Origin of the sequence: Pseudomonas syringae, assembly GCF_000737245.1 — a bacterium.
Lineage (GTDB): Bacteria > Pseudomonadota > Gammaproteobacteria > Pseudomonadales > Pseudomonadaceae > Aquipseudomonas > Aquipseudomonas syringae_J.
The window spans coordinates 28215-52261 of sequence record NZ_JPQU01000046.1 but is presented as its reverse complement, the minus strand read 5'-3'; the positions used below and the strand labels follow the sequence as shown (position 1 = coordinate 52261).

Annotated in this window: 24 protein-coding genes; 14 read left to right on the top strand and 10 right to left on the bottom strand. The window is 59.2% G+C overall.

Translation table 11 applies throughout. The annotated features are described in order from the left end of the window. Positions 1 to 128 precede the first annotated feature (128 nt). Positions 129 to 1202 carry an AI-2E family transporter gene (locus tag IV01_RS08480; protein ID WP_032629932.1) on the bottom strand — a complete coding sequence of 358 codons (1074 nt, stop codon included), beginning with the start codon at positions 1200 to 1202 and terminating at the stop codon, positions 129 to 131. A gap of 36 nt (positions 1203 to 1238) precedes the next feature. Further along, positions 1239 to 2300 carry a DUF2066 domain-containing protein gene (locus IV01_RS08485; protein ID WP_032629931.1) on the bottom strand — a complete coding sequence of 354 codons (1062 nt, stop codon included), beginning with the start codon at positions 2298 to 2300 and terminating at the stop codon, positions 1239 to 1241. A 337-nt stretch (positions 2301 to 2637) separates the two neighbouring features. Here IV01_RS08485 and purM point away from each other — a divergent pair, with 337 nt between their 5' ends. From purM to IV01_RS08505, 4 genes are all read left to right on the top strand, one after another. Beyond that, the gene (gene purM, locus IV01_RS08490; protein WP_032629930.1) at positions 2638 to 3696 is read left to right on the top strand and encodes a phosphoribosylformylglycinamidine cyclo-ligase; all 1059 of its coding nucleotides are present in this window, start codon (positions 2638 to 2640) and stop codon (positions 3694 to 3696) included. After that, positions 3696 to 4346 (top strand): phosphoribosylglycinamide formyltransferase, encoded by a 651-nt coding sequence (gene purN, locus IV01_RS08495; protein WP_032629929.1) that lies wholly within the window; start codon positions 3696 to 3698, stop codon positions 4344 to 4346. Before purM ends, purN begins: the two co-directional genes overlap by 1 nt. A gap of 8 nt (positions 4347 to 4354) precedes the next feature. Beyond that, positions 4355 to 5068, top strand: coding sequence for a DUF3108 domain-containing protein (locus IV01_RS08500; RefSeq protein ID WP_032629928.1), 714 nt, complete (start codon positions 4355 to 4357; stop codon positions 5066 to 5068). Between the two features lie 385 nt (positions 5069 to 5453). Then, positions 5454 to 5633: a hypothetical protein gene (locus tag IV01_RS08505; protein WP_032629927.1), complete on the top strand. Its 180-nt coding sequence runs from the start codon at positions 5454 to 5456 to the stop codon at positions 5631 to 5633. 67 nt (positions 5634 to 5700) lie between these two features. Here the strand turns inward: IV01_RS08505 and IV01_RS08510 are convergent, their stop codons facing one another. From IV01_RS08510 to cysM, 5 genes are all read right to left on the bottom strand, one after another. Next, positions 5701 to 6243, bottom strand: coding sequence for a DUF2058 domain-containing protein (locus IV01_RS08510; protein WP_032629926.1), 543 nt, complete (start codon positions 6241 to 6243; stop codon positions 5701 to 5703). 24 nt (positions 6244 to 6267) lie between these two features. Then, a complete protein-coding gene (mazG, locus tag IV01_RS08515) occupies positions 6268 to 7101 on the bottom strand; it encodes a nucleoside triphosphate pyrophosphohydrolase (protein WP_032629925.1) in 834 nt (277 codons plus the stop codon). Between the two features lie 97 nt (positions 7102 to 7198). Further along, on the bottom strand, positions 7199 to 9442 hold the full coding sequence (gene relA / locus IV01_RS08520; RefSeq protein ID WP_032629924.1) for a GTP diphosphokinase: 2244 nt from the start codon (positions 9440 to 9442) through the stop codon (positions 7199 to 7201). Positions 9443 to 9600: 158 nt separating this feature from the next. Then, on the bottom strand, positions 9601 to 10956 hold the full coding sequence (gene rlmD, locus IV01_RS08525) for a 23S rRNA (uracil(1939)-C(5))-methyltransferase RlmD (protein ID WP_032629923.1): 1356 nt from the start codon (positions 10954 to 10956) through the stop codon (positions 9601 to 9603). Then, complete coding sequence (cysM, locus tag IV01_RS08530; protein WP_032629922.1) at positions 10956 to 11858, bottom strand: cysteine synthase CysM; 903 nt, start codon at positions 11856 to 11858, stop codon at positions 10956 to 10958. The genes rlmD and cysM overlap by 1 nt, the downstream gene beginning before the upstream one ends. A 469-nt stretch (positions 11859 to 12327) precedes the next feature. Between cysM and IV01_RS08535 the strand changes: the two genes are divergently transcribed. The 4 genes from IV01_RS08535 to IV01_RS08550 all read left to right on the top strand — a co-directional run bounded on the left by IV01_RS08535 (position 12328) and on the right by IV01_RS08550 (position 17346). Then, positions 12328 to 15081 carry a response regulator gene (locus IV01_RS08535; RefSeq protein WP_032629921.1) on the top strand — a complete coding sequence of 918 codons (2754 nt, stop codon included), beginning with the start codon at positions 12328 to 12330 and terminating at the stop codon, positions 15079 to 15081. 383 nt (positions 15082 to 15464) lie between these two features. Continuing rightward, positions 15465 to 16454 carry a 2-hydroxyacid dehydrogenase gene (locus tag IV01_RS08540; RefSeq protein ID WP_032629920.1) on the top strand — a complete coding sequence of 330 codons (990 nt, stop codon included), beginning with the start codon at positions 15465 to 15467 and terminating at the stop codon, positions 16452 to 16454. 56 nt (positions 16455 to 16510) lie between these two features. Further along, positions 16511 to 16948, top strand: a complete 438-nt coding sequence (locus IV01_RS08545; protein WP_032629919.1) for a hypothetical protein — start codon at positions 16511 to 16513, stop codon at positions 16946 to 16948. Next, positions 16945 to 17346 carry an META domain-containing protein gene (locus tag IV01_RS08550; RefSeq protein ID WP_032629918.1) on the top strand — a complete coding sequence of 134 codons (402 nt, stop codon included), beginning with the start codon at positions 16945 to 16947 and terminating at the stop codon, positions 17344 to 17346. The genes IV01_RS08545 and IV01_RS08550 overlap by 4 nt, the downstream gene beginning before the upstream one ends. 117 nt (positions 17347 to 17463) lie before the next feature. Here the strand turns inward: IV01_RS08550 and IV01_RS08555 are convergent, their stop codons facing one another. Continuing rightward, positions 17464 to 17931, bottom strand: a complete 468-nt coding sequence (locus IV01_RS08555) for a TlpA family protein disulfide reductase (protein WP_032629917.1) — start codon at positions 17929 to 17931, stop codon at positions 17464 to 17466. A gap of 115 nt (positions 17932 to 18046) precedes the next feature. Between IV01_RS08555 and arsC the strand changes: the two genes are divergently transcribed. The 4 genes from arsC to IV01_RS08575 are packed head-to-tail and all read left to right on the top strand — an operon-like array spanning position 18047 to position 20112. Then, positions 18047 to 18400 carry an arsenate reductase (glutaredoxin) gene (gene arsC / locus IV01_RS08560; RefSeq protein WP_032629916.1) on the top strand — a complete coding sequence of 118 codons (354 nt, stop codon included), beginning with the start codon at positions 18047 to 18049 and terminating at the stop codon, positions 18398 to 18400. Continuing rightward, positions 18397 to 19002: an NAD(P)H:quinone oxidoreductase gene (gene wrbA, locus IV01_RS08565; protein ID WP_032629915.1), complete on the top strand. Its 606-nt coding sequence runs from the start codon at positions 18397 to 18399 to the stop codon at positions 19000 to 19002. The genes arsC and wrbA overlap by 4 nt, the downstream gene beginning before the upstream one ends. After that, positions 18995 to 19411 carry a DUF2069 domain-containing protein gene (locus IV01_RS08570; protein WP_032629914.1) on the top strand — a complete coding sequence of 139 codons (417 nt, stop codon included), beginning with the start codon at positions 18995 to 18997 and terminating at the stop codon, positions 19409 to 19411. Before wrbA ends, IV01_RS08570 begins: the two co-directional genes overlap by 8 nt. 29 nt (positions 19412 to 19440) lie before the next feature. Next, positions 19441 to 20112, top strand: coding sequence for a DNA-3-methyladenine glycosylase I (locus IV01_RS08575; RefSeq protein ID WP_032629913.1), 672 nt, complete (start codon positions 19441 to 19443; stop codon positions 20110 to 20112). A gap of 136 nt (positions 20113 to 20248) precedes the next feature. On the opposite strand, the gene ttcA is transcribed toward IV01_RS08575, so the two are convergent. Next, on the bottom strand, positions 20249 to 21073 hold the full coding sequence (gene ttcA, locus IV01_RS08580) for a tRNA 2-thiocytidine(32) synthetase TtcA (RefSeq protein ID WP_032629912.1): 825 nt from the start codon (positions 21071 to 21073) through the stop codon (positions 20249 to 20251). Positions 21074 to 21405: 332 nt separating this feature from the next. Here ttcA and IV01_RS08585 point away from each other — a divergent pair, with 332 nt between their 5' ends. Next, complete coding sequence (locus IV01_RS08585) at positions 21406 to 22008, top strand: Yip1 family protein (protein WP_032629911.1); 603 nt, start codon at positions 21406 to 21408, stop codon at positions 22006 to 22008. Positions 22009 to 22218: 210 nt separating this feature from the next. Beyond that, complete coding sequence (locus IV01_RS08590; protein ID WP_032629910.1) at positions 22219 to 22713, top strand: SprT family zinc-dependent metalloprotease; 495 nt, start codon at positions 22219 to 22221, stop codon at positions 22711 to 22713. A gap of 124 nt (positions 22714 to 22837) precedes the next feature. On the opposite strand, the gene IV01_RS08595 is transcribed toward IV01_RS08590, so the two are convergent. Further along, complete coding sequence (locus IV01_RS08595) at positions 22838 to 24019, bottom strand: CaiB/BaiF CoA transferase family protein (protein ID WP_032629909.1); 1182 nt, start codon at positions 24017 to 24019, stop codon at positions 22838 to 22840. Positions 24020 to 24047: the final 28 nt, after the last annotated feature.

Here is a 24047-nt window from a genome sequence, read left to right as displayed (position 1 = left end):
CATGAAAAACACCCCAGAGGTTGGACGGGTGTCCAACTTTTGGGGCGCACTTCAGTATGCCTGCATCGCGGGCAAGCACCGCTCCCACATGAGATTGTATTCCTCCCCCAACCCGCGGGCGGTCGCCCCTACAACTCCGGATCCTGCGCCCCACCGTAGATATCCGACTCTTTATAGATGTCGTGCATGTGCCGCACCAGCACCATGATCACCGCCGCCACCGGCAGCGCAAGCAGGATGCCGGTGAAGCCAAACAATTCGCCGCCCGCCAGGATCGCGAAGATCACCGCCACCGGGTGCAGGCCAATGCGGTCGCCCACCAGCAAGGGGGTCAGAACCATACCTTCCAGCGCCTGACCAATCATGAATACCGCCGCAATGCCCAACATTGGGTAGAGATCGCCGCCAAACTGGAACAGCCCGGCAATCAGCGCCGCGCCGATACCGATCACAAAGCCCATATAAGGAACGATCGCGGCAAGCCCGGCGATTACCCCGATCAACAGCCCCAGTTCCAGGCCCACCAGCATAAGGCCAGCAGCGTAAATAACGCCCAGGCCCACCATCACCAGCAATTGCCCGCGAATAAAGGCGCCCAGTACTTCGTGGCATTCACCTGCCAGCTTCACGACCTGCTCTTCGCGATGACGCGGCAGCAGGCTGCGAATCTTGGCCATCATCACATCCCAGTCCCGCAGCAGGTAGAAACAGACCACCGGGATCAGCACCAGATTGGTAATAAAGCCAATTAACGCAAGGCTCGACGCCGTGGCCTTGGAAAGCACCACGCCGACGATATCGCCGGTCTGCCCCATATGCTCGGAGATGGCCGCTTTGACCTTGTCGAATTTCCAGAAACCGTCGGCCAGGCCGAACTTGGTCTGCACCCAAGGCAAGGCAGTGTGCTGCAACCAGTCGAGCATTTGCGGCGCCAGCTCATAAAGGCGGAACAGTTGCTTGGCCAGCATTGGCACCAGAATCAACAGCAGGCCCATGAAGATCAGGGTGAACAGGGCAAACACCGCCACCACACTCAAGGTCCGCGACAGGCCGAGCTTTTCCAGCTTGTCGGTCAGCGGGTCGCCCATGTACGCGAGCAGCAGCGCGACCAGAAACGGGGTCAGAATCGAGTGCAGCAAGAACACAAACAGGAACAGCAGGACAATCCCGCCGAGCCAGAACCAGCGCCGTGTGTCAGTCATCAAAACCCCTTACTACTCATGGATACGTCTAGTGATTTACCAGCGGAAATACAGTTGCGCCGCCGGAGCAGGCACGATCATCGGTGCTGGAGCCTGAACCGCACCTGTAGCATTGACAGGAGCCTGAGCCACCGGAGCGACTTCAGGTGCCGGCGTTTCCTGCAACTTGGCCAGCGCCAATTGCGAGCGGATCTGCTCAGCGCTGCCACTGACCTCATACATGATGCGATCGCCTTCAACAGACTTCAGACGCGCGCCAAATGGTTCGAGTAACTGCATCAGTTGCGCATAGCGCTCCAGATTCATGCCCTGCACTTGCAGCAGCATCCCCGTGCTCGCGCCAGGCTTGACGACGAAGCGTGGGGCAAGCCGCTCACTCACGGCCAACAACACGGCGTCAGCCAAGGCCTCGGAGCTGGCGCCGGTTGCGGTGCCCTGCTCGCGCTTGTCGCCCATCCACAGCCGCCATTTGCCTTGCCATTGACCGGCCTCCTCCTTGGCATGCACTGCCAGCAGCGCGTCGGCGCCATAACGCTCAGAGGCTTCTTTAAGAGGAGCAGCATCGGTGCCTTCAAGATTTTTTGCGGTGCCGACGCTCTGCTCGCCAAGGTCAGCAAGGGGCAGGCGCAATGGCAGACCACGATGCTGAGCCGCACGCCGCAGCGGTTCGGCAGCGCTCTGGCCGTCACCGACCAGATTGGAACCCTCGGTTGCGTCGTTCAGCCACCAGCCGAGAATGGTCGGTCGATTGCTACCCCAGAGGGACAGACCCGCCTGACGCAATGAACGGTCAGTGCTGACCGGATCGAAATCTACCAGCAGGGATTCCGGTGGTCCGGCCTCGTAGCCGTATTGGCTGATGACCTGCTGGGGATCCTTGCGCAACTCGGCCAGCGCCGGACTCTGCGGCGCCTTGGCATCGCCGGTCAGGCGCAGGACCAGGGTTTCCAGTGCCGCCTGAGTGGCACGGGTACGCTCATCAGGAGACTGGCCACTGACCGGCTCACGCACTTGATAGAGGTTATTAACGGTTTCAGCGAAGCTCGGCAGACTGAGCAATGACAGGCAGCCGGCAAAAAAGAATCTCGAAAGACGCATAAACAGTTCCCGAACGGAAAAAAAGCGGCCAAGAAGGAAGCCGCGTCAGAAATGGCTGACGTGTTTGAGACCGCAACAAGCGGTCAATCATTCACATTGGAGACAAAGGCTACACCTAATCGAGTCTTCGCCGAACCAGTCAGCCAAGTTGTAACGGGTTTATTTTGTATCCAGAGGGCCAGCCCGTCGGCCTAAGGATGGCCGCTGCCGCCCAAGCCTGATAAAATCGCGCGCCTTCGCAGACTGGCGATGGTGGCGGCCCGAAAAACTGCATGCAGATTTTCAGAGGCCCCGCTATTTCGGTCGATCCCCCGAATCCCCCCTAAAGGCCTGGATTATGAGCAAGCAACCCTCCCTGAGCTACAAAGACGCCGGTGTAGACATCGACGCCGGTGAAGCATTGGTCGAACGCATCAAGAGCGTCGCCAAGCGCACCAAGCGGCCAGAAGTCATGGGCGGCCTGGGTGGCTTCGGCGCCCTCTGCGAAATCCCGGCAGGCTACAAGCAGCCGGTTCTGGTTTCCGGCACCGACGGCGTTGGCACCAAGCTGCGTCTGGCGCTGAACCTGAACAAGCACGACACCATCGGTATCGATCTGGTTGCCATGTGCGTCAACGACCTGGTGGTCTGTGGCGCAGAGCCGCTGTTCTTCCTCGATTACTACGCCACCGGCAAACTCAACGTCGACACTGCGGCCGATGTTGTCACCGGTATCGGCGCTGGCTGTGAACTGGCGGGTTGCTCGCTGGTGGGCGGCGAAACAGCTGAAATGCCTGGCATGTACGAAGGCGAAGACTACGACCTGGCCGGTTTCTGCGTTGGCGTCGTGGAAAAAGCCGACATCATCGACGGCTCGAAAGTAGCTGCCGGTGACGCCCTGCTCGCCCTGCCATCGTCCGGCCCGCACTCCAACGGTTACTCGCTGATCCGCAAGATCATCGAAGTCGCCGGTGCCGATATCGAAAACATCCAGCTCGACGGCAAGCCGCTGACCGAACTGCTGATGGCCCCGACTCGTATCTACGTCAAACAACTGCTCAAGCTGATCAAGGACACTGGCGCGGTCAAAGCCATGGCCCACATCACCGGCGGCGGTCTGCTGGACAACATCCCACGCGTTCTGCCAGCCGGCGCTCAGGCCGTGGTCGATGTCGCCAGCTGGCAGCGTCCAGCGGTATTCGACTGGCTGCAGCAGCAAGGCAACGTTGATGAACACGAGATGCACCGCGTGCTGAACTGCGGCGTTGGCATGGTGATCTGCGTCGCTCAAGAGCACGTTGAAACTTCGCTGAACGTCTTGCGTGAAGCAGGCGAGCAGCCTTGGGTGATCGGCCAGATCGGCACCGCTGCCGAAGGCGCTGCACAAGTTGAGCTGAAAAACCTCAAGGCGCACTGATGCCTGCAACCTGCGATGTTGTGGTGCTGCTGTCCGGCACCGGCGGTAATCTGCAAGCCATGATCGACAGCTTCAAGGGCGGGGACCATCCCGCCCGCATTCGCGCGGTGATCTCCAACCGCGCCGATGCTTTCGGCTTGCAACGCGCTCGGGACGCAGGCATCGAGACCTGCGTACTTGACCACAAGGCTTACGAAGGTCGCGAAGCCTTCGACGGTGCGCTCATGCAACTGATCGACAGCTACCAGCCACAGCTGGTGGTGCTTGCCGGTTTCATGCGAATCCTGACTGCCGGATTCGTGCGGCATTATCAGGGTCGCCTGTTGAACATTCACCCTTCCCTGCTTCCTCGCTACAAAGGCTTGCACACCCATCAACGGGTGTTGGAAGCTGGCGACGCCGAGCACGGCTGCAGCGTGCACTTCGTCACCGAGGAACTCGACGGCGGACCACTGGTCATACAGTCAGTCATTTCGGTAGAGCCTGATGACTCTCCGACGACCCTGGCCCAACGCGTTCATACCCAGGAACATCATATTTATCCGCTGGCAATCCGCTGGTTCGCTGAAGGCCGCTTGAGCCTTGGCGAAGAAGGCGCATTATTGGACGGTCAGTTACTCGCCGCCCATGGCCACTTGATTCGAACCTAGGAGATATTATGCGTCGCGCTTTGCTTTTCGCTTTGGCCTTGCTCGCCCTGCCTGCTGCCCAGGCAACCGACCTGCAACCGTTCTCCGCCAGCTACACCGCCGACTGGAAGCAACTGCCCATGAGCGGTACGGCAGAACGCAGCCTGGAGTCCGGCCCTAACGGCGTCTGGACCCTTAATTTCAAAGCCTCCATGATGATCGCCAGCCTGACCGAAGTCAGCACCCTGAAGGTCGACAAGGACACCCTGCTGCCGCAGACCTATAACTTCGAGCGAGGCGGCCTGGGTAAATCCAAGAAGGTTGATCTGGCGTTCGACTGGTCCAATAAATTCATCACCGGGACTGATCGCGGCGATGCGGTCAAGCTGCCACTCAATCGCGGCATTCTCGATAAATCTACCTATCAGCTGGCGTTGCAGCACGACGTGGCCGCTGGCAAGAAGAGCATGAGCTATCAGGTCGTCGACGGTGACGAAGTGGATACTTATGACTTCCGGGTACTGGGCGCCGAGAAAGTGGCGACCAAGGCGGGCCAGATCGACGCCATCAAGGTCGAACGCGTCCGTGACCCGACACAAAGCAAGCGCATCACGGTGCTGTGGTTTGCCAAGGATTGGGATTACCTACTGGTTCGCCTGCAACAGGTCGAAACCGACGGCAAGGAATACAACATCATGCTGCTGGACGGCACGGTGAATGGTAAAGCGGTTAAAGGCAGCTGATTTAGCCCCGCAGCCATTAGAGAGCCCCGCCGTTGAGCGGGGCTTTTTTTTAACGGTGTTGCTGGAAAAACGCAATCCCTGTGGGAGCGGTGCTTGCCCGCGATAAAGCTGGACGCAGTTCACTTTAGATTTGCGGTGCCCTTATCGCGGGCAAGCACCGCTCCCACAGGAAAGAGCGCGGTCAGTCTGAACCTGCGCGCACTACATGAAATAATCTTCATTTACCCGCCAGCCCCGCTACAACCCTTATGAATAAAGGCCTGCAGCACCCCGATCGCCCCTTGCATCGAACATGAAAAAAACAAGCTATTTACGTAGTCAGCTAACAAATTCTATAACTGAGGCCTGCGACAGATCGCCGCAGTCCAAGTCAGGAGTTTGAACTATGACCGTAAGAGTAAGTGAACGCGACGACGCCCATATCTCCCATGAAAGCATTGCCGATGGCATTCAAATCTGGGACGTCTATCAGCAGGATCAGCTGGTCGGCATGTTCCACGTTGAGTCGGATGCGCACCGGTACAAAATGGAGCTGGAAGAGCAGGAAAGCCGCCGCACCCAGTAAGCAGTCATTTCAGAATCGCTAAAAAACAAAACCCGCCATGAGCGGGTTTTGTTTGTATCAGGATCCGTTACCACATCAGATCGTCAGGGATCTTGTAGGCCGCATAAGGATCATCGCCTTCGACTTTCTCTTCCGTCGGCTCGCTGAGCAGCACGACGCGACGTGGGTCGCGCTCCTGGATCTTCAGCGCCGCTTCACGAGGGATGACTTCGTAGCCACCTGCGTGAGTCACGATCGCCAGCGAGCCGTTGCTGAGCTTGCTGCGCATCAGGTTGTTGACCGACAGACGCTTGACCTTCTTGTCATCGACGAAGTTGTAGTAATCCTCGGTGGTCAGCTTCGGCAGGCGTGAGCTTTCAATCAATTGCTTGATCTGCGCCGCTCGTGCCTTCTGCTCGACTTTTTCCTGCTGCTGACGATTTAGCTCCTGATCGCGCTTGGCCTTTTCGGCCATGGCTTCCTGGGCTGCACGCTTTTGCGAGTCGTCGATTTCCACCTGACCTTTGTGGGCCAGACGCTGTTCTTTCTGCTTGTCTTTGCTGACCTGCTTGGCCTGCTTCTGGTTGACCAGACCTGCCTTGAGCAACTGATCGCGAAGGGAAATGCTCATTGTTTACTCACTTATGCAGCGGGCTCAGCCACAGCTGGGCGCGTTTTTTTCCTGACGTTTGGCTTCGCCCCAGAGAGCGTCCATTTCTTCGAGGGTGCAATCTTCCATGGGACGCTGGGTCTGGCGCAATGCCTGTTCGATAAATCTGAAGCGGCGCTCGAATTTATTATTGGCGGCGCGTAAAGCATTTTCCGGGTCGACCTTGAGGTGCCTTGCCAGATTCACTGCTGCAAACAGCAGGTCACCGACCTCTTCGGCAATGCCCTCGGCATCGTTATCCGCCATGGCTTCGAGCACTTCATCCAGCTCTTCGCGCACGTTATCGACCACGGGCAACGCCGCAGGCCAGTCAAAACCCACCTGCGAGGCACGCTTCTGCAATTTGGCGGCGCGGGACAAGGCAGGTAGTACAGCGGGCACATCGTCGAGCAGCGACAGTTGCTCCGGCACGCCCCTCTTGGAAGCGCGCTCCTGAGTCTTGATTTCTTCCCAGCGCTGCTTGACCTGATCATCGCTCAGGCGCGGGGTTTCCAGTGGCGCGTACAAATCGCCCGTGGGGAAAACATGAGGGTGGCGACGGATCAGCTTGGTGGTAATGCCGTCGATGACGCCATCAAACTCGAAACGCCCCTCCTCCCTGGCCAGCTGGCTGTAATAGACGACCTGAAACAGCAAATCACCCAGCTCGCCCTTGAGATCATCAAAGTCACCACGTTCGATGGCGTCGGCCACTTCATACGCCTCTTCGAGGGTGTGCGGCACGATGCTGGCGTAATTCTGCTTCACATCCCAGGGGCAACCGAATTTCGGGTCACGCAGACGGGCCATGAGGTGAAGCAGGTCTTGGAGTGTGTACATCGGGTTCCCTTCGGTCACAGCGATAAGCGGCAAGCCAAAAGCTACAAGATATCCGCGTATCGCTTGCGGCTTGTAGCTTGAAGCTGGCAGCTACGCCTCAAGGCGTTCGGTTCCGCCGCGTCTCAATAATGTTCGGCAATTGCGAGATCCGCCCCAACAACCGGCCCAGTGCATCCAGCCCTGGAATCTCGATGGTCAGGGACATCAGCGCGGTGCTGTCTTCCTTGTTAGAGCGGGTGTTGACGGCCAGCACGTTGATCCGCTCGTTAAGCAGAACCTGAGAAACGTCCCGCAGCAGACCTGAACGGTCGTAGGCGCGGATGATGATGTCCACCGGATAGGTGAGCACCGGCACCGGGCCCCAACTGACCTGGATGATCCGTTCCGGCTCGCGGCCGCCAAGCTGCAAGACCGAAGCGCAGTCCTGACGGTGAATACTCACCCCACGACCCTGAGTGATGTAGCCCACGATGGCATCGCCCGGCAGCGGCTGGCAGCAGCCGGCCATTTGCGTCATCAGGTTACCAACGCCCTGAATCTGGATATCGCCACGCTTGCCTGGCTTATAACCAGTGGCCTTGCGCGGGATCAGTTCAAGCTGCTCGTTGCCGCGTTCCGGCTCAACCAATTGCTGCGCCAGATTCACCAACTGGGTCAGGCGCAGATCACCCGCGCCCAGCGCCGCATACATGTCCTCGGCAGAATTGAGATTGGCTTTTTCCGCCAACCGATCGAAGTCCACCGCCGGCAACGCCAAGCGCGCCAGCTCACGCTCAAGCAGTGTTCTGCCGGCTGCGACGTTCTGGTCACGCGCCTGCAATTTGAACCAGTGGACGATTTTCGCCCGCGCTCTGGAGGTGGTGATGTAACCCAGGTTCGAGTTCAGCCAGTCACGGCTCGGCGTGCCGTGCTTGCTGGTAATGATCTCGACCTGCTCACCGGTTTGCAGGCTGTAGTTGAGCGGCACGATCCGGCCGTTGATCTTCGCGCCCCGGCAGTTGTGGCCGATTTCGGTATGCACCCGATAAGCGAAGTCCAGCGGTGTCGCGCCCTTTGGCAAGTCAATGGCGTGGCCGTCCGGGGTGAAGACGTAGACACGATCCGGCTCGATATCGACCCGCAGCTGTTCAGCCAGGCCGCCGATATCACCCAGTTCTTCGTGCCACTCCAACACCTGACGCAGCCAGGAGATTTTCTCTTCGTAATGATTGGAGCCGGATTTGACGTCGGTGCCCTTGTACCGCCAGTGAGCACAGACACCCAGCTCGGCCTCTTCGTGCATGGCGTGAGTGCGGATCTGCACTTCCAGCACCTTGCCTTCCGGCCCGATGACGGCCGTATGCAGTGAGCGATAGCCGTTCTCCTTGGGATTGGCGATGTAATCGTCAAACTCCTTGGGAATGTGCCGCCACAAGGTATGCACGATACCCAGCGCGGTGTAGCAGTCGCGCATTTCCGGAACCAGCACGCGCACGGCGCGAACGTCGTAGATCTGGCTGAATTCCAGGCCCTTGCGCTGCATTTTGCGCCAGATGGAATAGATGTGTTTGGCGCGGCCGCTGATATCAGCCTTGACGCCGGTGGCCAGCAGCTCGTTGTCCAGTTGCGACATCACATCACTGATGAAGCGCTCACGGTCCAGCCGCCGCTCATGCAGCAACTTGGCGATCTGTTTGTATTGCTCAGGCTCAAGGTAGCGGAAGGACAGGTCCTCCAGCTCCCACTTGATATGACCGATGCCCAGGCGATGGGCCAGTGGTGCGTAGATGTCGAAGACTTCCCGGGCAACCCGGTTGCGCTTTTCTTCGTCGGCATTCTTTACCGCCCGGATCGCGCAGGTGCGCTCGGCCAGCTTGATCAACGCAACGCGAACGTCATCGACCATGGCCACCAGCATCTTGCGCAGGTTTTCCACCTGAACCTGAGTGCCGAGCACCAATGACTGACGCGGACTGAGGCTGGCGCTGATCGCCGCCATGCGCAGCACGCCATCGATCAGGCGGGCGACGGTGGCGCCAAAACGTTGCTCGACATCCGGCAAGGGGATCTTGCCTTCGCGCACGCCACGGTACAAAACCGCGGCAACCAGCGAATCCTGATCAAGTTTGAGGTCCGCGAGGATCTCGGCGATTTCCAGGCCAGTACGAAAACTGGACGTGCCTTCGGCCCAAAGGTTCTTCGCAGCGTTGTCCTGCTGCTCGGCCTGTCGGACAAACTCACAGGCCTCTTTCAAAGCCTGTCGATCCACTATGAGGTCGACGCTGACCACATGATCAAGCCATGCGTCGAGGTTGATACTGCCGTCTGTGTTTATCGGCTGGTGTGCTCTCACCTGTACCATGTTGCTTACCTTCCCTAAGGCGCGATGAATAGCGCCTACAGTCGCTGACCTTCTTGAGCGAACACTCCTTGCCGGGCAAGCAAGGGCTGGTGTTCGCGGGCCAGTCGGATTAAACGAGACTCCATGTAAGCCGCTTACTCGATTCCTTGGGCAGCGGCTTACTTACTCGCTTCAAATAAAGCCATCGCCTCGACATGCGCTGTCTGTGGAAACATATCGAGGATTCCGGCACGTTTTAATCGATAGCCCTGATTGACCAATTCGACAGTGTCGCGAGCCAAAGTTGCCGGGTTGCATGAAACATAAAGCAACCGTCCGGCGCCTAGTGTTTTCAGCTTGCGTACCACCTCCAAAGCACCGTCTCGCGGTGGGTCCAGGAGCACTGCAGAAAAGCCTTGCGCGGCCCAGTTCGCCTGCGCCAGCGGCTGTGACAAATCTGCCTGAAAAAATTCTACGTTATGCAGAACATTACTCATTGCGTTGCGGGTGGCACGCTCGACCATGGTCGCAACCCCTTCAACTGCCACCACCTGACTGACCGTTCTGGCCAGTGGCAGGGCAAAGTTGCCCAGCCCACAGAACAGATCCAGCACCCGCTCATCAGCCTGAGGTGCAAGCCAATCAAGCGCCTGTTCGATCATCGCGGTATTGACCGCCTCATTGACCTGAATGAAATCCCCCGGCCGATAAGCCAGCTCCAGGTTCCAGGGCTCCAGTCGATAAGCCAATGTCTGGATCGGGTCTACCGGTTGCGGATCACCTTCGCCATGCAACCATAGTTGTGCGTCATGAGTATGGCAAAATGCTTTCAAGGTATTTAAGTCGACTTCCGCCAACGGCGCGGTATGTCGGACCAGCACCGCGCTGGACGTTCCCCTGAACAATTCGACATGGCCCAGCACCTGTGGCTTGCTGAAACTTTTCAGCATTGCAGGCAGCTGCATCATGATCGGTTGCAAAGCCTGTACCAGCACCGGGCACTCAGTAATCGCAACGATGTCCTGACTGGCCGCCGCACGGAAACCCACATCCAGCCGCTTGGCCTTGACGTCCCAGCGAACCGCGACCCGGGCACGTCTGCGGTAGGCAAATTCCGACCCGGTCAGAGGCGCTGCCCACTCCTCGGGTTCGACACCTGCGACACGCATCAACTGCTCCGCCAACATGCGCTGTTTGAGGGCAAGTTGTTCAGTGTGGGGCACATGCTGCACGCTGCAACCGCCGCACCGACCGAAATGCGCACAAGGGGCCGGGCGACGCATGGCGCTGCCCTGCAAGACTCGCTCGGTGCGCGCTTCGACGATTTTGCCGTGGGCATTCAGGACCCGGGCTTCGACTTCTTCACCCGCGAGACTGCCGGCGACAAACCAGGTCTTGCCCTCGAAGAACGCAATACCGCGCCCGTCGTTGGCAAGACGCTCGATGGTCAGGCGCTGTTTTTTGCCGGTCGGGATCTGATTGACCCGAGTACCGCCTGCTGGTTGAAAGCGCAGGCCTCTTTCGTGCTTGGCCATCAGTTAGGCGCGTCGTAGACGCCGGTCGACAAGTAACGGTCGCCACGGTCACAAATGATCGCGACCATGACCGCATTTTCGACTTCACGAGACAAACGCAACATCCCGGCAACGGCTCCGCCAGAAGAAACACCACAGAAGATGCCTTCCTCACGCGCCAGACGACGCATGGTGTCTTCGGCTTCGGTCTGATCCATATCGACGATGCGATCCACCCGGTCCGCCTGGTAGATGCGCGGCAGATATTCTTCCGGCCAGCGGCGGATACCAGGAATGGCCGAACCTTCCATGGGTTGCAGACCGACGATCTGCACGTTGGGGTTCTGCTCTTTCAGGTACCGCGAAACACCCATGATGGTGCCGGTGGTGCCCATGGAGCTGACGAAATGGGTAATGGTGCCGCCCGTCTGCTGCCAGATCTCCGGACCAGTGCTGGTGTAGTGCGCCTCAGGATTATCGCCGTTGGCGAACTGGTCGAGGACTTTGCCACGGCCTTCATTCTGCATGCGCTCGGCCAGGTCCCGGGCGCCCTCCATGCCTTCTTCCTTGCTGACCAGAATCAGCTCGGCCCCGTAGGCGGTCATGGCCGCCTTGCGCTCGGCACTGGAATTGTCCGGCATGATCAGGATCATCCTGTAACCCTTGATCGCCGCAGCCATGGCCAGCGCGATACCGGTGTTGCCGGAGGTCGCTTCGATCAGGGTGTCGCCGGCATGGATCTGCCCGCGCAGCTCGGCACGGGTAATCATCGACAGTGCAGGACGGTCCTTGACCGAACCTGCAGGGTTATTACCCTCCAGTTTCAGGAGAAGCGTATTGCTGGTATGACCCGCCATGCGTTGCAGACGCACGAGCGGAGTGTTGCCGACGCAATCGGCAATGGTTGGGTACTGCAAGGTCATGGCGTATTCGCAATCCAGACTGCGGGGGCGCCTATCATAACGGCAAACGCCAAAAGCCCATATCACGCAAAGTGCGGGGCTTATCGCTAAATGGCATAAGTGCACGGTAGTTGTTACATGGTCACCCCCCTTAACTGTATTTCGCGATCGTTTTCGCGGCTTTTTCGTATGAGGTCCCGCGCTGTGGCACAGCAAACACGGAACCCTGTAGGAGCGCGCTTGCCCGCGATGGCGTCAGCTCCGATAAAGGATTGTGGCTGACACAACGCTATCGCGGGCAAGCGCGCTCCTACACAATCAGCATTCCAGTTCAGATAATTGATTTATGTTTGATTAGAGCGCGCGAGCACCTACAGGGGGCGTGCCAGGCAATTTGCCGAGATTGAGCGGCGTTTAGTGGCTACACTGGCCCAATCTCGGCAAACTCCCGAGTCGAGCGAAGATCGTCCTGGCCTGCTGGAGAACAAGCGTGCTGACCAAGCTGGGTATAAAAGGCCGCGTACTGCTGCTGACCATTCTGCCTGCCATGCTGATGGCGACGTTGCTGGGCGGTTATTTCACCTGGATGCAGTTGCACGACCTGCAAGCGCAGTTATTGCAGCGTGGGGAAATGATCGCCGAAGAGCTGGCTCCGCTTTCAGCACCCGCGCTAAGTCGCGGCGACGCCAAGCTGCTCGAACGCATCGCGGTGGAAACTCTGGAGCAGACTGACGTGCGCTCAGTTTCGTTCCTCAGCGCAGACCGGCAAATGCTGGCCCACGCGGGCCCGAGCATGATCAATCCACCGCCCAGCGGAAACAGTGACGAACTACTGCAAACCTCCGGAAGCGATGCCACCCGCTACTTGCTACCGGTACTTGGCCGCCAGCGGCACCTGACCGGCGCAGTGGTCCCGGAAGAAGCCGACCGACTGCTGGGCTGGGTAGAACTGGAGCTGTCCCACAGCGGCACGCTGCTGCGCGGCTATCGCAGCATGTTCGCCAGCCTGTTGCTGATCCTGGCTGGCGTCGGCCTGACCGCAGTCCTGGCGATCCGCATGAGTCGCGCGATCAACGGGCCACTCAGTCTGATCAAACAAGCGGTTTCCCAGCTCAAGGACGGCAGGCTGGAAACGCGGTTGCCGCCATTGGGCAGCCTGGAACTGGACGAGCTGGCCTCGGGCATCAACCGCATGGCGGCCACCTTGCAGAATGCCCAGGAAGAGCTGCAGCACAGCATTGATCAAGCCACCGAGGACGTGCGGCAGAATCTGGAAACCATCGAGATCCAGAACATCGAGCTGGACCTGGCGCGCAAAGAGGCGCTGGAGGCCAGCCGCATCAAGTCGGAATTCCTCGCCAACATGAGCCACGAGATCCGTACTCCGCTCAACGGGATTCTCGGTTTCACTCATCTACTGCAAAAGAGTGATCTCACGCCGCGCCAATATGACTATCTGGGCACCATCGAAAAATCCGCCGACAGCCTGCTGAGCATCATCAACGAGATTCTCGACTTCTCGAAGATCGAAGCCGGGAAGCTGGTGCTGGACAACGTGCCCTTCAACCTTCGGGATCTGCTGCAAGACACCCTGACCATTCTCGCCCCCGCCGCCCACGCCAAGCAGCTGGAGCTGGTGAGCCTGGTTTACCGTGACACACCGCTGTCGCTTTTGGGCGACCCGTTGCGACTCAAACAGATCATGACCAACCTGGTCAGCAACGCCATCAAGTTCACCCGCGAAGGCACCATCGTCGCCCGGGCGATGGTCGAAGACGAGACCGACGACAGCGCACAATTGCGCATCAGCGTGCAGGACACCGGTATCGGGCTGTCCAGCCAGGACGTGCGCGCCCTGTTCCAGGCATTCAGCCAGGCGGACAATTCGTTGTCCCGACAACCCGGCGGCACCGGGCTTGGGCTGGTGATTTCCAAACGTCTCATCGAACAGATGGGCGGCGAGATTGGGGTAGACAGCACGCCGGGCGAAGGCTCGGAATTCTGGATCAGCCTGAAATTGCCAAAAGCCCGGGACGACATTGAAGATGTCCCGGCAATGGCCTTGCAAGGGCTGCGGGTCGGAGTGCTTGAACAGCACGATCTGGCTCGCCAGGCACTGGAACACCAGCTGGAAGATTGCGGGCTGCAAACCCTGATGTTCAACAATCTGGAAAACCTGCTCAACGGTGTCACCGCCGCGCATCAGACGCCTTCTGCGATCAACTTTGCCGTGCTGGGCGTCACGGCCCACGAGTTGCCGCCGGAAAGATTGCGCCAGCACATCTGGGACCTTGAAAACCTCGACTGCAAAGTATTGGTCCTGTGTCCGACCACCGAGCAGGCTTTGTTTCAGCTCGCCGTGCCTGATATGTACACCCAGTTGCAGTCCAAACCCGTCTGTACTCGCAAGCTGCGCCGCACCCTTTGCGAATTGATCAACCCGAAAACCCCACGCAGCGATGCCACCGAACCGCTGGCCAGTCGCCCGCCACGCTTGCTTTGCGTCGACGACAACCCGGCCAATCTTTTGCTGGTGCAGACCTTGCTCGAAGACATGGGAGCCGAAGTCACCGCCGTGGACAGCGGTTATGCGGCACTGCATGCCGTTCAAACCCAGACCTTCGACCTGGCGTTGATGGATGTGCAGATGCCCGGCATGGACGGTCGGCAAACCACCGAAGCGATTCGCGCCTGGGAAACCGAGCGCCAGAGCACGCCGCTGCCTATCGTCGCCCTCACCGCCCACGCCATGGCCAACGAAAAGCGCTCGCTGTTGCAGAGCGGCATGGACGATTACCTGACCAAACCGATCAGCGAACGGCAACTGGCTCAGGTGGTGCTGAAGTGGAGTGGCCTGGCGTTGCGCAACCAACAGCCGGAACGTCAGCAGGAAGTTCCACGCAGGAGCGCAGACCTGCTGGTCCTCGATCACGAGGAAGGCTTGAGACTGGCCGCCGGCAAACCGGATCTGGCCGCCGACATGCTGGCCATGCTCCTGGCGTCCCTGGACAGTGACCGAGAAGCCATCCGTGCCGCACGGGAAAGCAACGATCAGTCAGCATTGATCGAACGGGTCCATCGCCTGCATGGTGCGACTCGATATTGTGGAGTTCCGCAATTACGTGCTGCATGTCAACGCAGCGAAACCTTGCTCAAGCAAAATGCCCCCTTGGCGCACCATGCGCTGGACGATCTGGAATCCGCCATCAACCGCCTCGCAGCCGAAGCGCGGGTGAGTGCTTGATCGCCCTCGTTCCATCTCCTGTGGGAGCGAGGCCTGCCCGCGATACAGACAACGCGGTCGGTAGGTTAACCGCGCCCAGTCTCATCGTCCGGATGCGGGCCAGACCAAGCACCGCTCCCACAGGAATCGCGTTTTTTCTGTTGGAGCGAGGCCTGCCCGCGAATTGGTCGACGCGGTCTGTCAGGCACTCCCCGTGATCGCTCTTCGCGAGCAAGCTCGGCTCCAACGGTGATACGCGCGACTGTGGGAGCGTTCCAACTGTAGGAGTGAGCTTGCTCGCGATTTCGTCAGTTCAGATGCACAGAAGCATTGCAGGCAAACTTGCAAATCTCCCACATGGGCCACAGCCAGTGTCCAGTGAATCTCATTACAAGGAACCGTAGATGCGCACTCTGATCTTCAGCAGCCAGACCTACGACCGGGAAAGTTTTCTCGCCGCCCATCTGCCTGCCAATCTGGAACTGCATTTCCAGCCCGCCCGACTGACGCTGGACACCGCCGCTCTGGCTGACGGGCACGAAGTGGTCTGTGCCTTCATTAATGACGACCTCAGCGCCCCGGTGCTGGAGCGGCTAGCGGCCGGCGGCACGCGGCTGATTGCCTTGCGCTCGGCCGGCTACAACCATATCGACCTGCCCGCTGCGAAAAAGCTGGGGATCAGCGTCGTGCGGGTACCCGCCTATTCGCCCCACGCGGTGGCTGAACATGCCGTGGCCTTGATTCTTGCCCTGAACCGGCAATTGCATCGCGCCTACAACCGCACCCGTGAAGGCGACTTCAGCCTCCATGGCCTGACGGGCTTTGATCTGGTAGGCAAAACCGTGGGAGTCGTCGGCACTGGGCAAATCGGCGCCACGTTCGCGAAAATCATGTCCGGCTTCGGCTGCAAACTGCTGGCTTATGACCCGTACCCCAACCCGCAAGTCGAGGCTCTGGGCGCGCACTACGTGAGTCTTGAAGAGCTATTGGCCCAGGCGCAGATCATCAGCCTGCACTGCCCGCTCACCCCGGATACCAAGCATGTGATCAACGCGCGCTCACTGGCGACCATGCAACGTGGCACGATGCTGATCAATACCGGGCGCGGCGCACTGGTAGACACCCCGGCCTTGAGTGACGCCCTGAAAAGCGGCCAGCTCGGCTATCTGGGCCTGGATGTTTACGAAGAAGAAGCCCTGCTGTTCTTCGAAGACCGCTCCGATCTACCGCTGCAAGATGACGTACTGGCACGCCTGCTGACCTTTCCCAATGTGATCGTGACCGCTCATCAGGCTTTTCTGACCCACGAAGCACTGGGTGCCATCGCGCAGACCACACTGAACAACATCCAGGCCTGGGCTGACGGAGCTGCGCAGAATCTGGTGGTCGGTTAGCGAGGGGGAGACAAGCCACACGTGCGTGATAGGATGCGCGCAATTTGGAGGACCTCATGGCCGAACACGATTTCCGTTACAGCATGCTCAACCCGCAACACACCCTGACCGAGTGCCGCACCCTGGCGCCTGGCCGCTATCAAGTGACCGGCAACGGCGGCTCGATCCATGATCAGGACGAATTGCTGGTGACCATCAAGGGCAGCAAAACCCTGCACATGCGCCTGCAAGTCGAGAAGGTTCGTCACCTGATCAACCCGCCAGGGCAGTGGATCGCCGTTGCCAAAGGGCCGGTGTTCGACGAGCTGGCCATCCATCAGTGGAAGGTCAACTGCGACGGTTGCAGCACCGTGCTGGACTTCGAGTTCATGGTTGATGCCAAAGCAGGCGTCTCGGCGCAGAAGCCGGCTGCAGCAGCGCGGATTGCCGAACTGGGCTGGAAAACCGTGGGCGAGAAGCACTTGTGCAAAAAGTGTCAGGAGAAGGCGGCATGAAACACGTTCTGTCCGCATTGATCGGCGTTGCCTTGCTGACCGGTTGCGCGGCAAAACCGCTGCCGATCAAGCATGACCAGAGTTACGTACTGGAATGGATCGGCGAGCGACCTCTGATTGATAACAGCCACCTGACCATGACCCTCGGCGCCGATGGCCGGGCTTATGGCAATGCCGGCTGCAATCACTGGTTCGCGCCGTACACACTGCAAGACCAGACCATCACTTTCGGCGCCGTGGGCAAAACCCGCAAAATGTGCGCCCCGGCATTGATGGAGCAGGAGCAGCGCTTCCTGGAAGCGGTGGGCAAAGTCCAGCGCTGGGACATCTCCCCCATCGACCAACTGCGCCTGTGGCCCGCCGAAGGCAAGCCGTTGAGGTTTTGGGAAGAGAGTTGAGCGGAGGATGAGGGTCTGTTGGAGCGAGGCTTGCCCGCGAATGGATCACCACGGAGGAACTGACGTACCGCGTCATCGTTCTTCGCGGGCAAGCCTCGCTCCAACATAAACCCCCGCTCACCCCTCCCCGCGCAACGCCTTCAGTCTGGCCGCCACACCCGCAGCGGTCTGCTCACCCAACAGCTGTTCACGCATTTTGCCTTTGTCATCGATGATGTAAGTCACCGGCAGCGCTTCGCTAGGCGGCAGGTCGTATTGCGCGGCAGGGTCCTGGGCCAGGACCGTGAACTTGATGCCCAGCGCATTACTGGCAGTTTTCAGTTCTTCGCCCTGCAGATTGTCGAAGTTGACCCCGAACACACTGACCTTCTGGTCTTTGAGTTGCTCGGACAAATGATTCAGCTCTGGAATTTCCACCCGGCACGGACCACACCACTCAGCCCAGTAATTGATCACCAGCCAATGCTTGTCGACCTTATCGCTGGCGACCTTCTGGCCGTTCTGGTCAGTGCCCAGATCCACGCCGCAGCCAGCCAACAGGAAACTGCCGACCAGTGTCACTACTGCTGCCAATCGCCTTGCCATGTTGTTCCTCACTGTCATGAAATGCCGAAAGCTGCGACTGATTACCGCTTGGTGTTCAGACGCTGCCGTCACGCGGGTAGAATAGCCGCCACCCTACGCAAGATGCGACCTGCAAATGACCGATCTGACGCTTTATCACAACCCGCGCTGCTCCAAGTCACGCGGCGCGCTGGAACTGCTGCAAGGCCGAGGCCTGAGCCCGTCCATCGTGCTGTACCTGGAAACCCCACCCGACGCCGCACAATTGCGCGACCTGCTGAGCAAGCTGGGCATCAGCGCCCGGCAACTGCTGCGCACCGGTGAAGACGACTACAAAGCCCTCAACCTGGCTGACAAGAGCCTGGATGACGACGCGTTGATCGCCGCCATGGCAGCCCACCCGAAACTCATCGAACGCCCGATTCTGGTCGCTGGCGACAAAGCCGTGATCGGCCGACCGCCCGAAAACGTATTGGAGATTGTCTCGTGAGTGCGCCTTATATTCTGGTTCTGTTCTACAGCCGCAACGGCTCCACCAGCGAGATGGCCCGGCAGATTGCCCGTGGCATCGAGCTGGGCGGCATGGAAGCGCGCCTGCGTACCGTGCCGGCGATTTCCACTGATTGCGAGGCCGTGGCACCGAGCATCCCGGAAAGCGGCGCGCTCTATGCCACCCTCGACGACCTGAAAAACTGTTCAGGCCTGGCCCTGGGCAGCCCGACCCGCTTCGGCAACATGGCCGCCCCTCTCAAGTACTTTCTCGATGGCACCAGCAACCTGTGGCTGACCGGCGCACTGGTGGGCAAACCCGCCAGCGTCTTCACCTCCACCGCCAGCCTGCACGGCGGCCAGGAGACCACACTGATGTCGATGCTGCTGCCGTTGCTGCACCACGGCATGCTGATCACCGGCCTGCCCTACAGCGAGTCGGCCTTGGTGGAAACCAGCGGCGGCGGCACGCCTTATGGCGCCAGCCACCACGCGGGTGCCGACGGCAAACGTCCGCTGGACCCGCACGAAACCCAATTGTGTCGCGCCCTCGGCCAGCGTCTGGCGAAAACCGCGGTCCTGCTGGAGCCTGCCCGTGGCTAAAAAGCCGAAGGTGCTGCCTGCGCTGGACTGGCTTGAACCGCGAGTGAAAGTCAGCCGCGTGGTCAGCCTGTTGTGCTTTTTCGGCCTGATCGCACTGTTGATCATTTATTACCTGTGGCTGGCGGACCTGCACGGCGCCCGGCCCTGGGTGATCCTGATGATCGAGCTGGTGCCGTTGCTGCTCCTCGCGCCAGGGATGATCCTGGGTAGCCCGCGCGCCCACTCGTGGACCTGCTTTGTGGTCAACCTGTACTTCATCAAAGGCGCGCTGGCGTCTTTCGATCCCAATCGCTCACTGTTTGGTGTGCTGGAAATGCTCGCCAGCCTCGCGGTGTTCGTCAGCGCCCTGCTGTATATCCGCTGGCGTTTTCAATACAACCGCAAACTTGCGGGTGAAGGTCAGGTCTGACGCTTTACGCGCAATTTTCTGGAGTTTCAATGCACGACTACAAATGGCTGAATGAGTATTGCCTGAACCGTTTCGGCTCGGCCAAAGCCCTTGAAGCGCACCTGCCCACCCCCAAGACCGCCAGACAACTCGAAGCCATCAGCGCCGACCGTTACCTGTCGACCATGGCCCTGCGGGTGTTTCGTGCGGGTTTGAAGCACAGTCTGGTGGATTCCAAGTGGCCCGCGTTCGAAGAAGTGTTTTACCGCTTCGATCCGGAAAAAGTCGTGTTGATGGGTGCCGATCACCTGGAACGCCTGATGCAGGACGCCCGGATCATCCGCCACCTGGGCAAACTCAAGAGCGTGCCGCGCAACGCGCAATTGATTCTCGATATCGAGCAGGAACACGGCAGCTTCGGCAAATTCATCGCCCAATGGCCGGTGGATGACATCACCGGCTTATGGCAATACCTGGCCAAGCATGGCAACCAGATGGGCGGGCTGTCTTCACCACGCTTCTTGCGCATGGTGGGCAAAGACACCTTCATCCCGACCTGGGACGTGGTGGCAGCGCTCAACGCCCAGAAGATCGTCGACAAAGTGCCGACCAGCAAACGCGACCAGGCCATCGTCCAGCAAGTGTTCAACCAGTGGCAGAGCGAAAGCGGCAGGCCGTTGTGCCATCTGTCAGCGATGCTGGCATTTACCGTGAATCATTAAGCACGCCGCGACTTAAACCCGTGGGGGCGAATTCATTCGCGAATGGGCCGGTCCAGTCGATAAATATTCTTCGCCGGTCCCACCGCTTTCGCGAATGAATTCGCTCCCACAGAGGTATTTCATTCGCAAGCCGCTTTCAGACATTCACCACATTCACAAACCGCGACGCCGCGCTTTCGTCGATCCGCAGGTTGGTGAAGTCGAACAGATTGCGGTCGGCCAGTTGCGAGGGCTGCACGTTCTGCAAGCTGCGGAAGATGCTGTCGGTGCGGCCCGGGGTCTTGCGCTCCCATTCCTGCAACATGTCCTTGACCACCTGGCGTTGCAGGTTTTCCTGCGAACCACACAGGTTGCAAGGGATGATCGGGAAGTTCTTGAAGTCGGAGTAAGCCTGAATGTCCTTCTCATGGCAGTAAGCCAGAGGACGAATCACCACGTTGCGGCCATCGTCAGCCCGCAGCTTGGGCGGCATTGCTTTCAATGAGCCATTGAAGAACATGTTGAGGAAGAAGGTCTCGACGATGTCATCGCGATGGTGACCCAGCGCCATCTTGGTCGCGCCGATTTCGTCCGCGAAGGTATACAGGGTGCCGCGCCGCAGTCTTGAGCACAGCGAGCAGGTGGTCTTGCCTTCCGGGATCAGCTCTTTGACGACGGAGTAGGTGTCTTTTTCGACGATGTGATATTCGACGCCCAAGGCTTCCAGGTAGGCCGGCAGCACATGTTCGGGAAAGCCCGGCTGCTTCTGGTCCATGTTCACTGCAACGATCTGGAAATTGATCGGCGCCACTTTCTGAAAGTGCATCAGCACATCGAGCAGGGTGTAGCTGTCCTTGCCACCAGACAGGCAGACCATGACCTTGTCACCCTCTTCAATCATGTTGAAGTCGGCCACGGCTTCGCCCGCCAGGCGACGCAGGCGTTTCTGCAGTTTGTTCTGATTGACTGAAAGAGTGCCCATGGCGCTGTTATCCGGATGCTATGACGGGAAGGTCGTTAAAACGGCGGGTATTTTACGCATAAATGCCAGGCAGCGCTAAACCCGGTACCCCGACACATTGAGCTATTAGCGAGAGTCTGCACATGACTAATGACTCTAAAGCGCTGGCATGCGCTTCCTATACTGACACTGAGCTTCATCTGAAGAGTGATGTCGTGGGACCGGCTTTAGCCGGGAAAGCGGCGGCACAGACAAAAAAACTCAGTGTATGTGCTGGCCTCTTCCCGGCTGAAGCCGGTCCCACGTCATATTTCAGATGCTTGATTGTTCGATGACAGCAAGGAGTGAAACCCATGATTCACCATGTCTGGGGACTGTTCACACATCCCGATCGAGAATGGCAGCAAATACGTGGCGAAAAGGAGGAAAGCATAGGCCACATGTACCTCACCCACACACTGATCCTGGCGGCGATCCCCGCTGTTTCGGCGTATATCGGCACCACTCAGATGGGCTGGGTGATCGGTGAGCGGGCGCCGGTCATGCTCACACACGAAAGCGCGATCTGGATGACGATCATGTCGTACCTCGCCATGCTCGCCGGTGTTGCCGTGATGGGCGGTTTCATCCACTGGATGGCCCGCACCTATGACGCCACACCGAGCCTGGCCCGTTGTGTGGCGTTCGCGACCTACACCGCCACGCCACTGTTCATCGGCGGGCTGGCCGCGCTCTATCCCCACCTCTGGCTAGGCATGTTGGTGGGCACCGCAGCGGTGTGTTACACGGTCTACCTGCTCTATGTGGGCTTGCCCACCTTCATGAACATTCCGGCTGATGAGGGCTTCATGTTCTCCAGCTCGGTATTGGCCGTGGGGCTGGTAGTCCTGGTGGCGATCATGGCGTTCACGGTGGTGCTGTGGGGGATTGGTATAGGGCCGGAGTACACCAATTAAGTATCAGAATGCGGCGTAAACCCTGTGGGAGCGAATTCATTCGCGAAGAGGCCAGTACGGACGATAGAACTTTGTCGGCCGGACTGCAGCTTTCGCGAATGAATTCGCTCCCACAGGGTTTATGCACAACCCAACGACCATTCGGCACCTCGGGTTTTCGATAGCCACGCTTTTTACGGCATACTCGCGTTCTCTGGAGACCGATGAAGCATGCCCGAGCAACTCAACACCCGTGTCGAAGTCTGTTACCAACAAGCCGAAGCCTTTTTCAAACGCCCCTTCAAACGTCCGGTAGTCAGCCTCAAGCTGCGCGGGCAAAAGGCGGGCGTGGCGCATCTGCATGAAAACATGCTGCGCTTCAATCCTCAGCTGTACCGCGAGAACAGTGATGATTTCCTGCGCCAGACGGTGGCCCACGAAGTCGCGCACCTGATCGCCCACCAATTGTTCGGTGATCGCATCGCACCCCATGGCGAGGAATGGCAACTGATCATGCGCGGCGTCTATGAACTGCCGCCCAACCGTTGCCACACTTACGCCATCAAACGCCGTAGCGTGACCCGTTACATTTACCGCTGCCCCTGCGCCAACAGCGACTTCCCCTTCTCCGCCCAGCGCCACCAGTTGGTTCGCAAAGGCCGTCGCTACCTGTGCAGGCGCTGTCGCGAGACGCTGGTGTTCAGTGGCGAGACAAGAGTCGAGTAAGGGTTAGCACCATCCAGGTGGGAGCGAGCTTGCTCGCGAAAACGGTGTGCAAGGCTCGGTAAATGTGGCGGATGTACCATAGCTTTCGCGAGCAAGCTCGCTCCCACAGAGGTTTTAGGGCTTTTCACAAAACCGCGCCAGACTCACGCATTGCAGCGATTTGCTGCTCCGAATACCCCAATTCCTCCAACACCTGCTGACTATGCGCCCCCAGCCTCGCCCCCGTGTGGCGGGGAGCCGCCAAGCCGTCGGAGAATTTCAGCGGGCAGGCCATCTGCGCTTGTGAGGTGCCGTCGCCCCGTGGCACTTGCGTGACAACCTCCCTGGCCCGCAACTGCGGATGCTGTACCGCCTCGGACAGACTCAACACCGGTTCGACACAGGCGTCGATAGCGGCAAAACAGACCTGTAACTCGTCAAAACTGCGTTTTTCGAACTCCATCCGTAGCTCATTCTTCAGGCTCGCCTGGATTTCTGGCCGGGCGGATAATCCCTGACTCGCCAGCTCCGGGCGCTTCAAGGCCTTGCATAGCGCCTGCATGAACGGCGGCTCCAGACTGCCTACCGAAAACCAACGGCCGTCGCGGCTGCGGTAATAGTCATAAAAGCTGCCGCCATTGAGCAGCTGACTTTCCCGTTCAGGCTCAGCACCACACGCCAGATAGCCAGCTCCCGCAACGGCATTGAGGCTGAATGCACAGTCGGTCATGCTCACGTCCACGTACTGCCCCAACCCGCTTTGCTGCCGAGCTACCACCGCCGCCAGCAAGCCGATCACCCCGTGCAGCGAACCGCCTGCCACGTCTGCTACCTGAAAACCCAGAGGCAGCGGTCCGCTCTCCTTGCGACCGATATGGCTGGCCATGCCTGACACCGCCAGGTAGTTGATGTCATGCCCGGCGCGCTCGCGATAAGGGCCGGTCTGGCCATAACCGCTGATCGCCACATAAATCAGCCGAGGGTTGAGCGCTTTGAGCACCTCATAACCGAGCCCCAGACGCTCCATCACCCCCGGTCGAAATTGCTCCAGAACGATGTCGTAATCCAGCACCAACTGCTTGACGACTTGCACCGCCACTGACTGTTTGAGGTCCAGCGCGAGGCTGCGCTTGTTGCGGTTCAGGTAAGCATGGCTCGCCGAGATGCCATGCTCGAAAGGCGGCAGATCGCGCAGCAGATCCATTCGCGACGGCGATTCGATACGCAGCACCTCGGCGCCCATGTCCGCCAGCAGCAATGAGGCAAAGGGCCCCGGTAATAAGATCGAAAAATCCAGCACTTTGAGTGATGACAACGGACCTTGCATGGGACCTCCACAATGACAACCGCCCAGC

Excerpts from the sequence above, each read along its gene's own strand:
- IV01_RS08500 (WP_032629928.1), top strand. The coding sequence starts at position 4,355 with ATGCGTCGCGCTTTGCTTTTCGCTTTGGCCTTGCTCGCCCTGCCTGCT.
- IV01_RS08505 (WP_032629927.1), top strand. The coding sequence starts at position 5,454 with ATGACCGTAAGAGTAAGTGAACGCGACGACGCCCATATCTCCCATGAA.
- IV01_RS08485 (WP_032629931.1), bottom strand. The coding sequence starts at position 2,300 with ATGCGTCTTTCGAGATTCTTTTTTGCCGGCTGCCTGTCATTGCTCAGT.
- relA (WP_032629924.1), bottom strand. The coding sequence starts at position 9,442 with ATGGTACAGGTGAGAGCACACCAGCCGATAAACACAGACGGCAGTATC.
- mazG (WP_032629925.1), bottom strand. The coding sequence starts at position 7,101 with ATGTACACACTCCAAGACCTGCTTCACCTCATGGCCCGTCTGCGTGAC.
- IV01_RS08585 (WP_032629911.1), top strand. The coding sequence starts at position 21,406 with ATGATTCACCATGTCTGGGGACTGTTCACACATCCCGATCGAGAATGG.
- IV01_RS08510 (WP_032629926.1), bottom strand. The coding sequence starts at position 6,243 with ATGAGCATTTCCCTTCGCGATCAGTTGCTCAAGGCAGGTCTGGTCAAC.
- IV01_RS08545 (WP_032629919.1), top strand. The coding sequence starts at position 16,511 with ATGGCCGAACACGATTTCCGTTACAGCATGCTCAACCCGCAACACACC.
- arsC (WP_032629916.1), top strand. The coding sequence starts at position 18,047 with ATGACCGATCTGACGCTTTATCACAACCCGCGCTGCTCCAAGTCACGC.
- IV01_RS08590 (WP_032629910.1), top strand. The coding sequence starts at position 22,219 with ATGCCCGAGCAACTCAACACCCGTGTCGAAGTCTGTTACCAACAAGCC.
- IV01_RS08575 (WP_032629913.1), top strand. The coding sequence starts at position 19,441 with ATGCACGACTACAAATGGCTGAATGAGTATTGCCTGAACCGTTTCGGC.
- purM (WP_032629930.1), top strand. The coding sequence starts at position 2,638 with ATGAGCAAGCAACCCTCCCTGAGCTACAAAGACGCCGGTGTAGACATC.
- cysM (WP_032629922.1), bottom strand. The coding sequence starts at position 11,858 with ATGACCTTGCAGTACCCAACCATTGCCGATTGCGTCGGCAACACTCCG.
- IV01_RS08480 (WP_032629932.1), bottom strand. The coding sequence starts at position 1,202 with ATGACTGACACACGGCGCTGGTTCTGGCTCGGCGGGATTGTCCTGCTG.
- purN (WP_032629929.1), top strand. The coding sequence starts at position 3,696 with ATGCCTGCAACCTGCGATGTTGTGGTGCTGCTGTCCGGCACCGGCGGT.
- IV01_RS08555 (WP_032629917.1), bottom strand. The coding sequence starts at position 17,931 with ATGGCAAGGCGATTGGCAGCAGTAGTGACACTGGTCGGCAGTTTCCTG.
- IV01_RS08550 (WP_032629918.1), top strand. The coding sequence starts at position 16,945 with ATGAAACACGTTCTGTCCGCATTGATCGGCGTTGCCTTGCTGACCGGT.
- rlmD (WP_032629923.1), bottom strand. The coding sequence starts at position 10,956 with ATGGCCAAGCACGAAAGAGGCCTGCGCTTTCAACCAGCAGGCGGTACT.
- ttcA (WP_032629912.1), bottom strand. The coding sequence starts at position 21,073 with ATGGGCACTCTTTCAGTCAATCAGAACAAACTGCAGAAACGCCTGCGT.
- IV01_RS08595 (WP_032629909.1), bottom strand. The coding sequence starts at position 24,019 with ATGCAAGGTCCGTTGTCATCACTCAAAGTGCTGGATTTTTCGATCTTA.
- IV01_RS08540 (WP_032629920.1), top strand. The coding sequence starts at position 15,465 with ATGCGCACTCTGATCTTCAGCAGCCAGACCTACGACCGGGAAAGTTTT.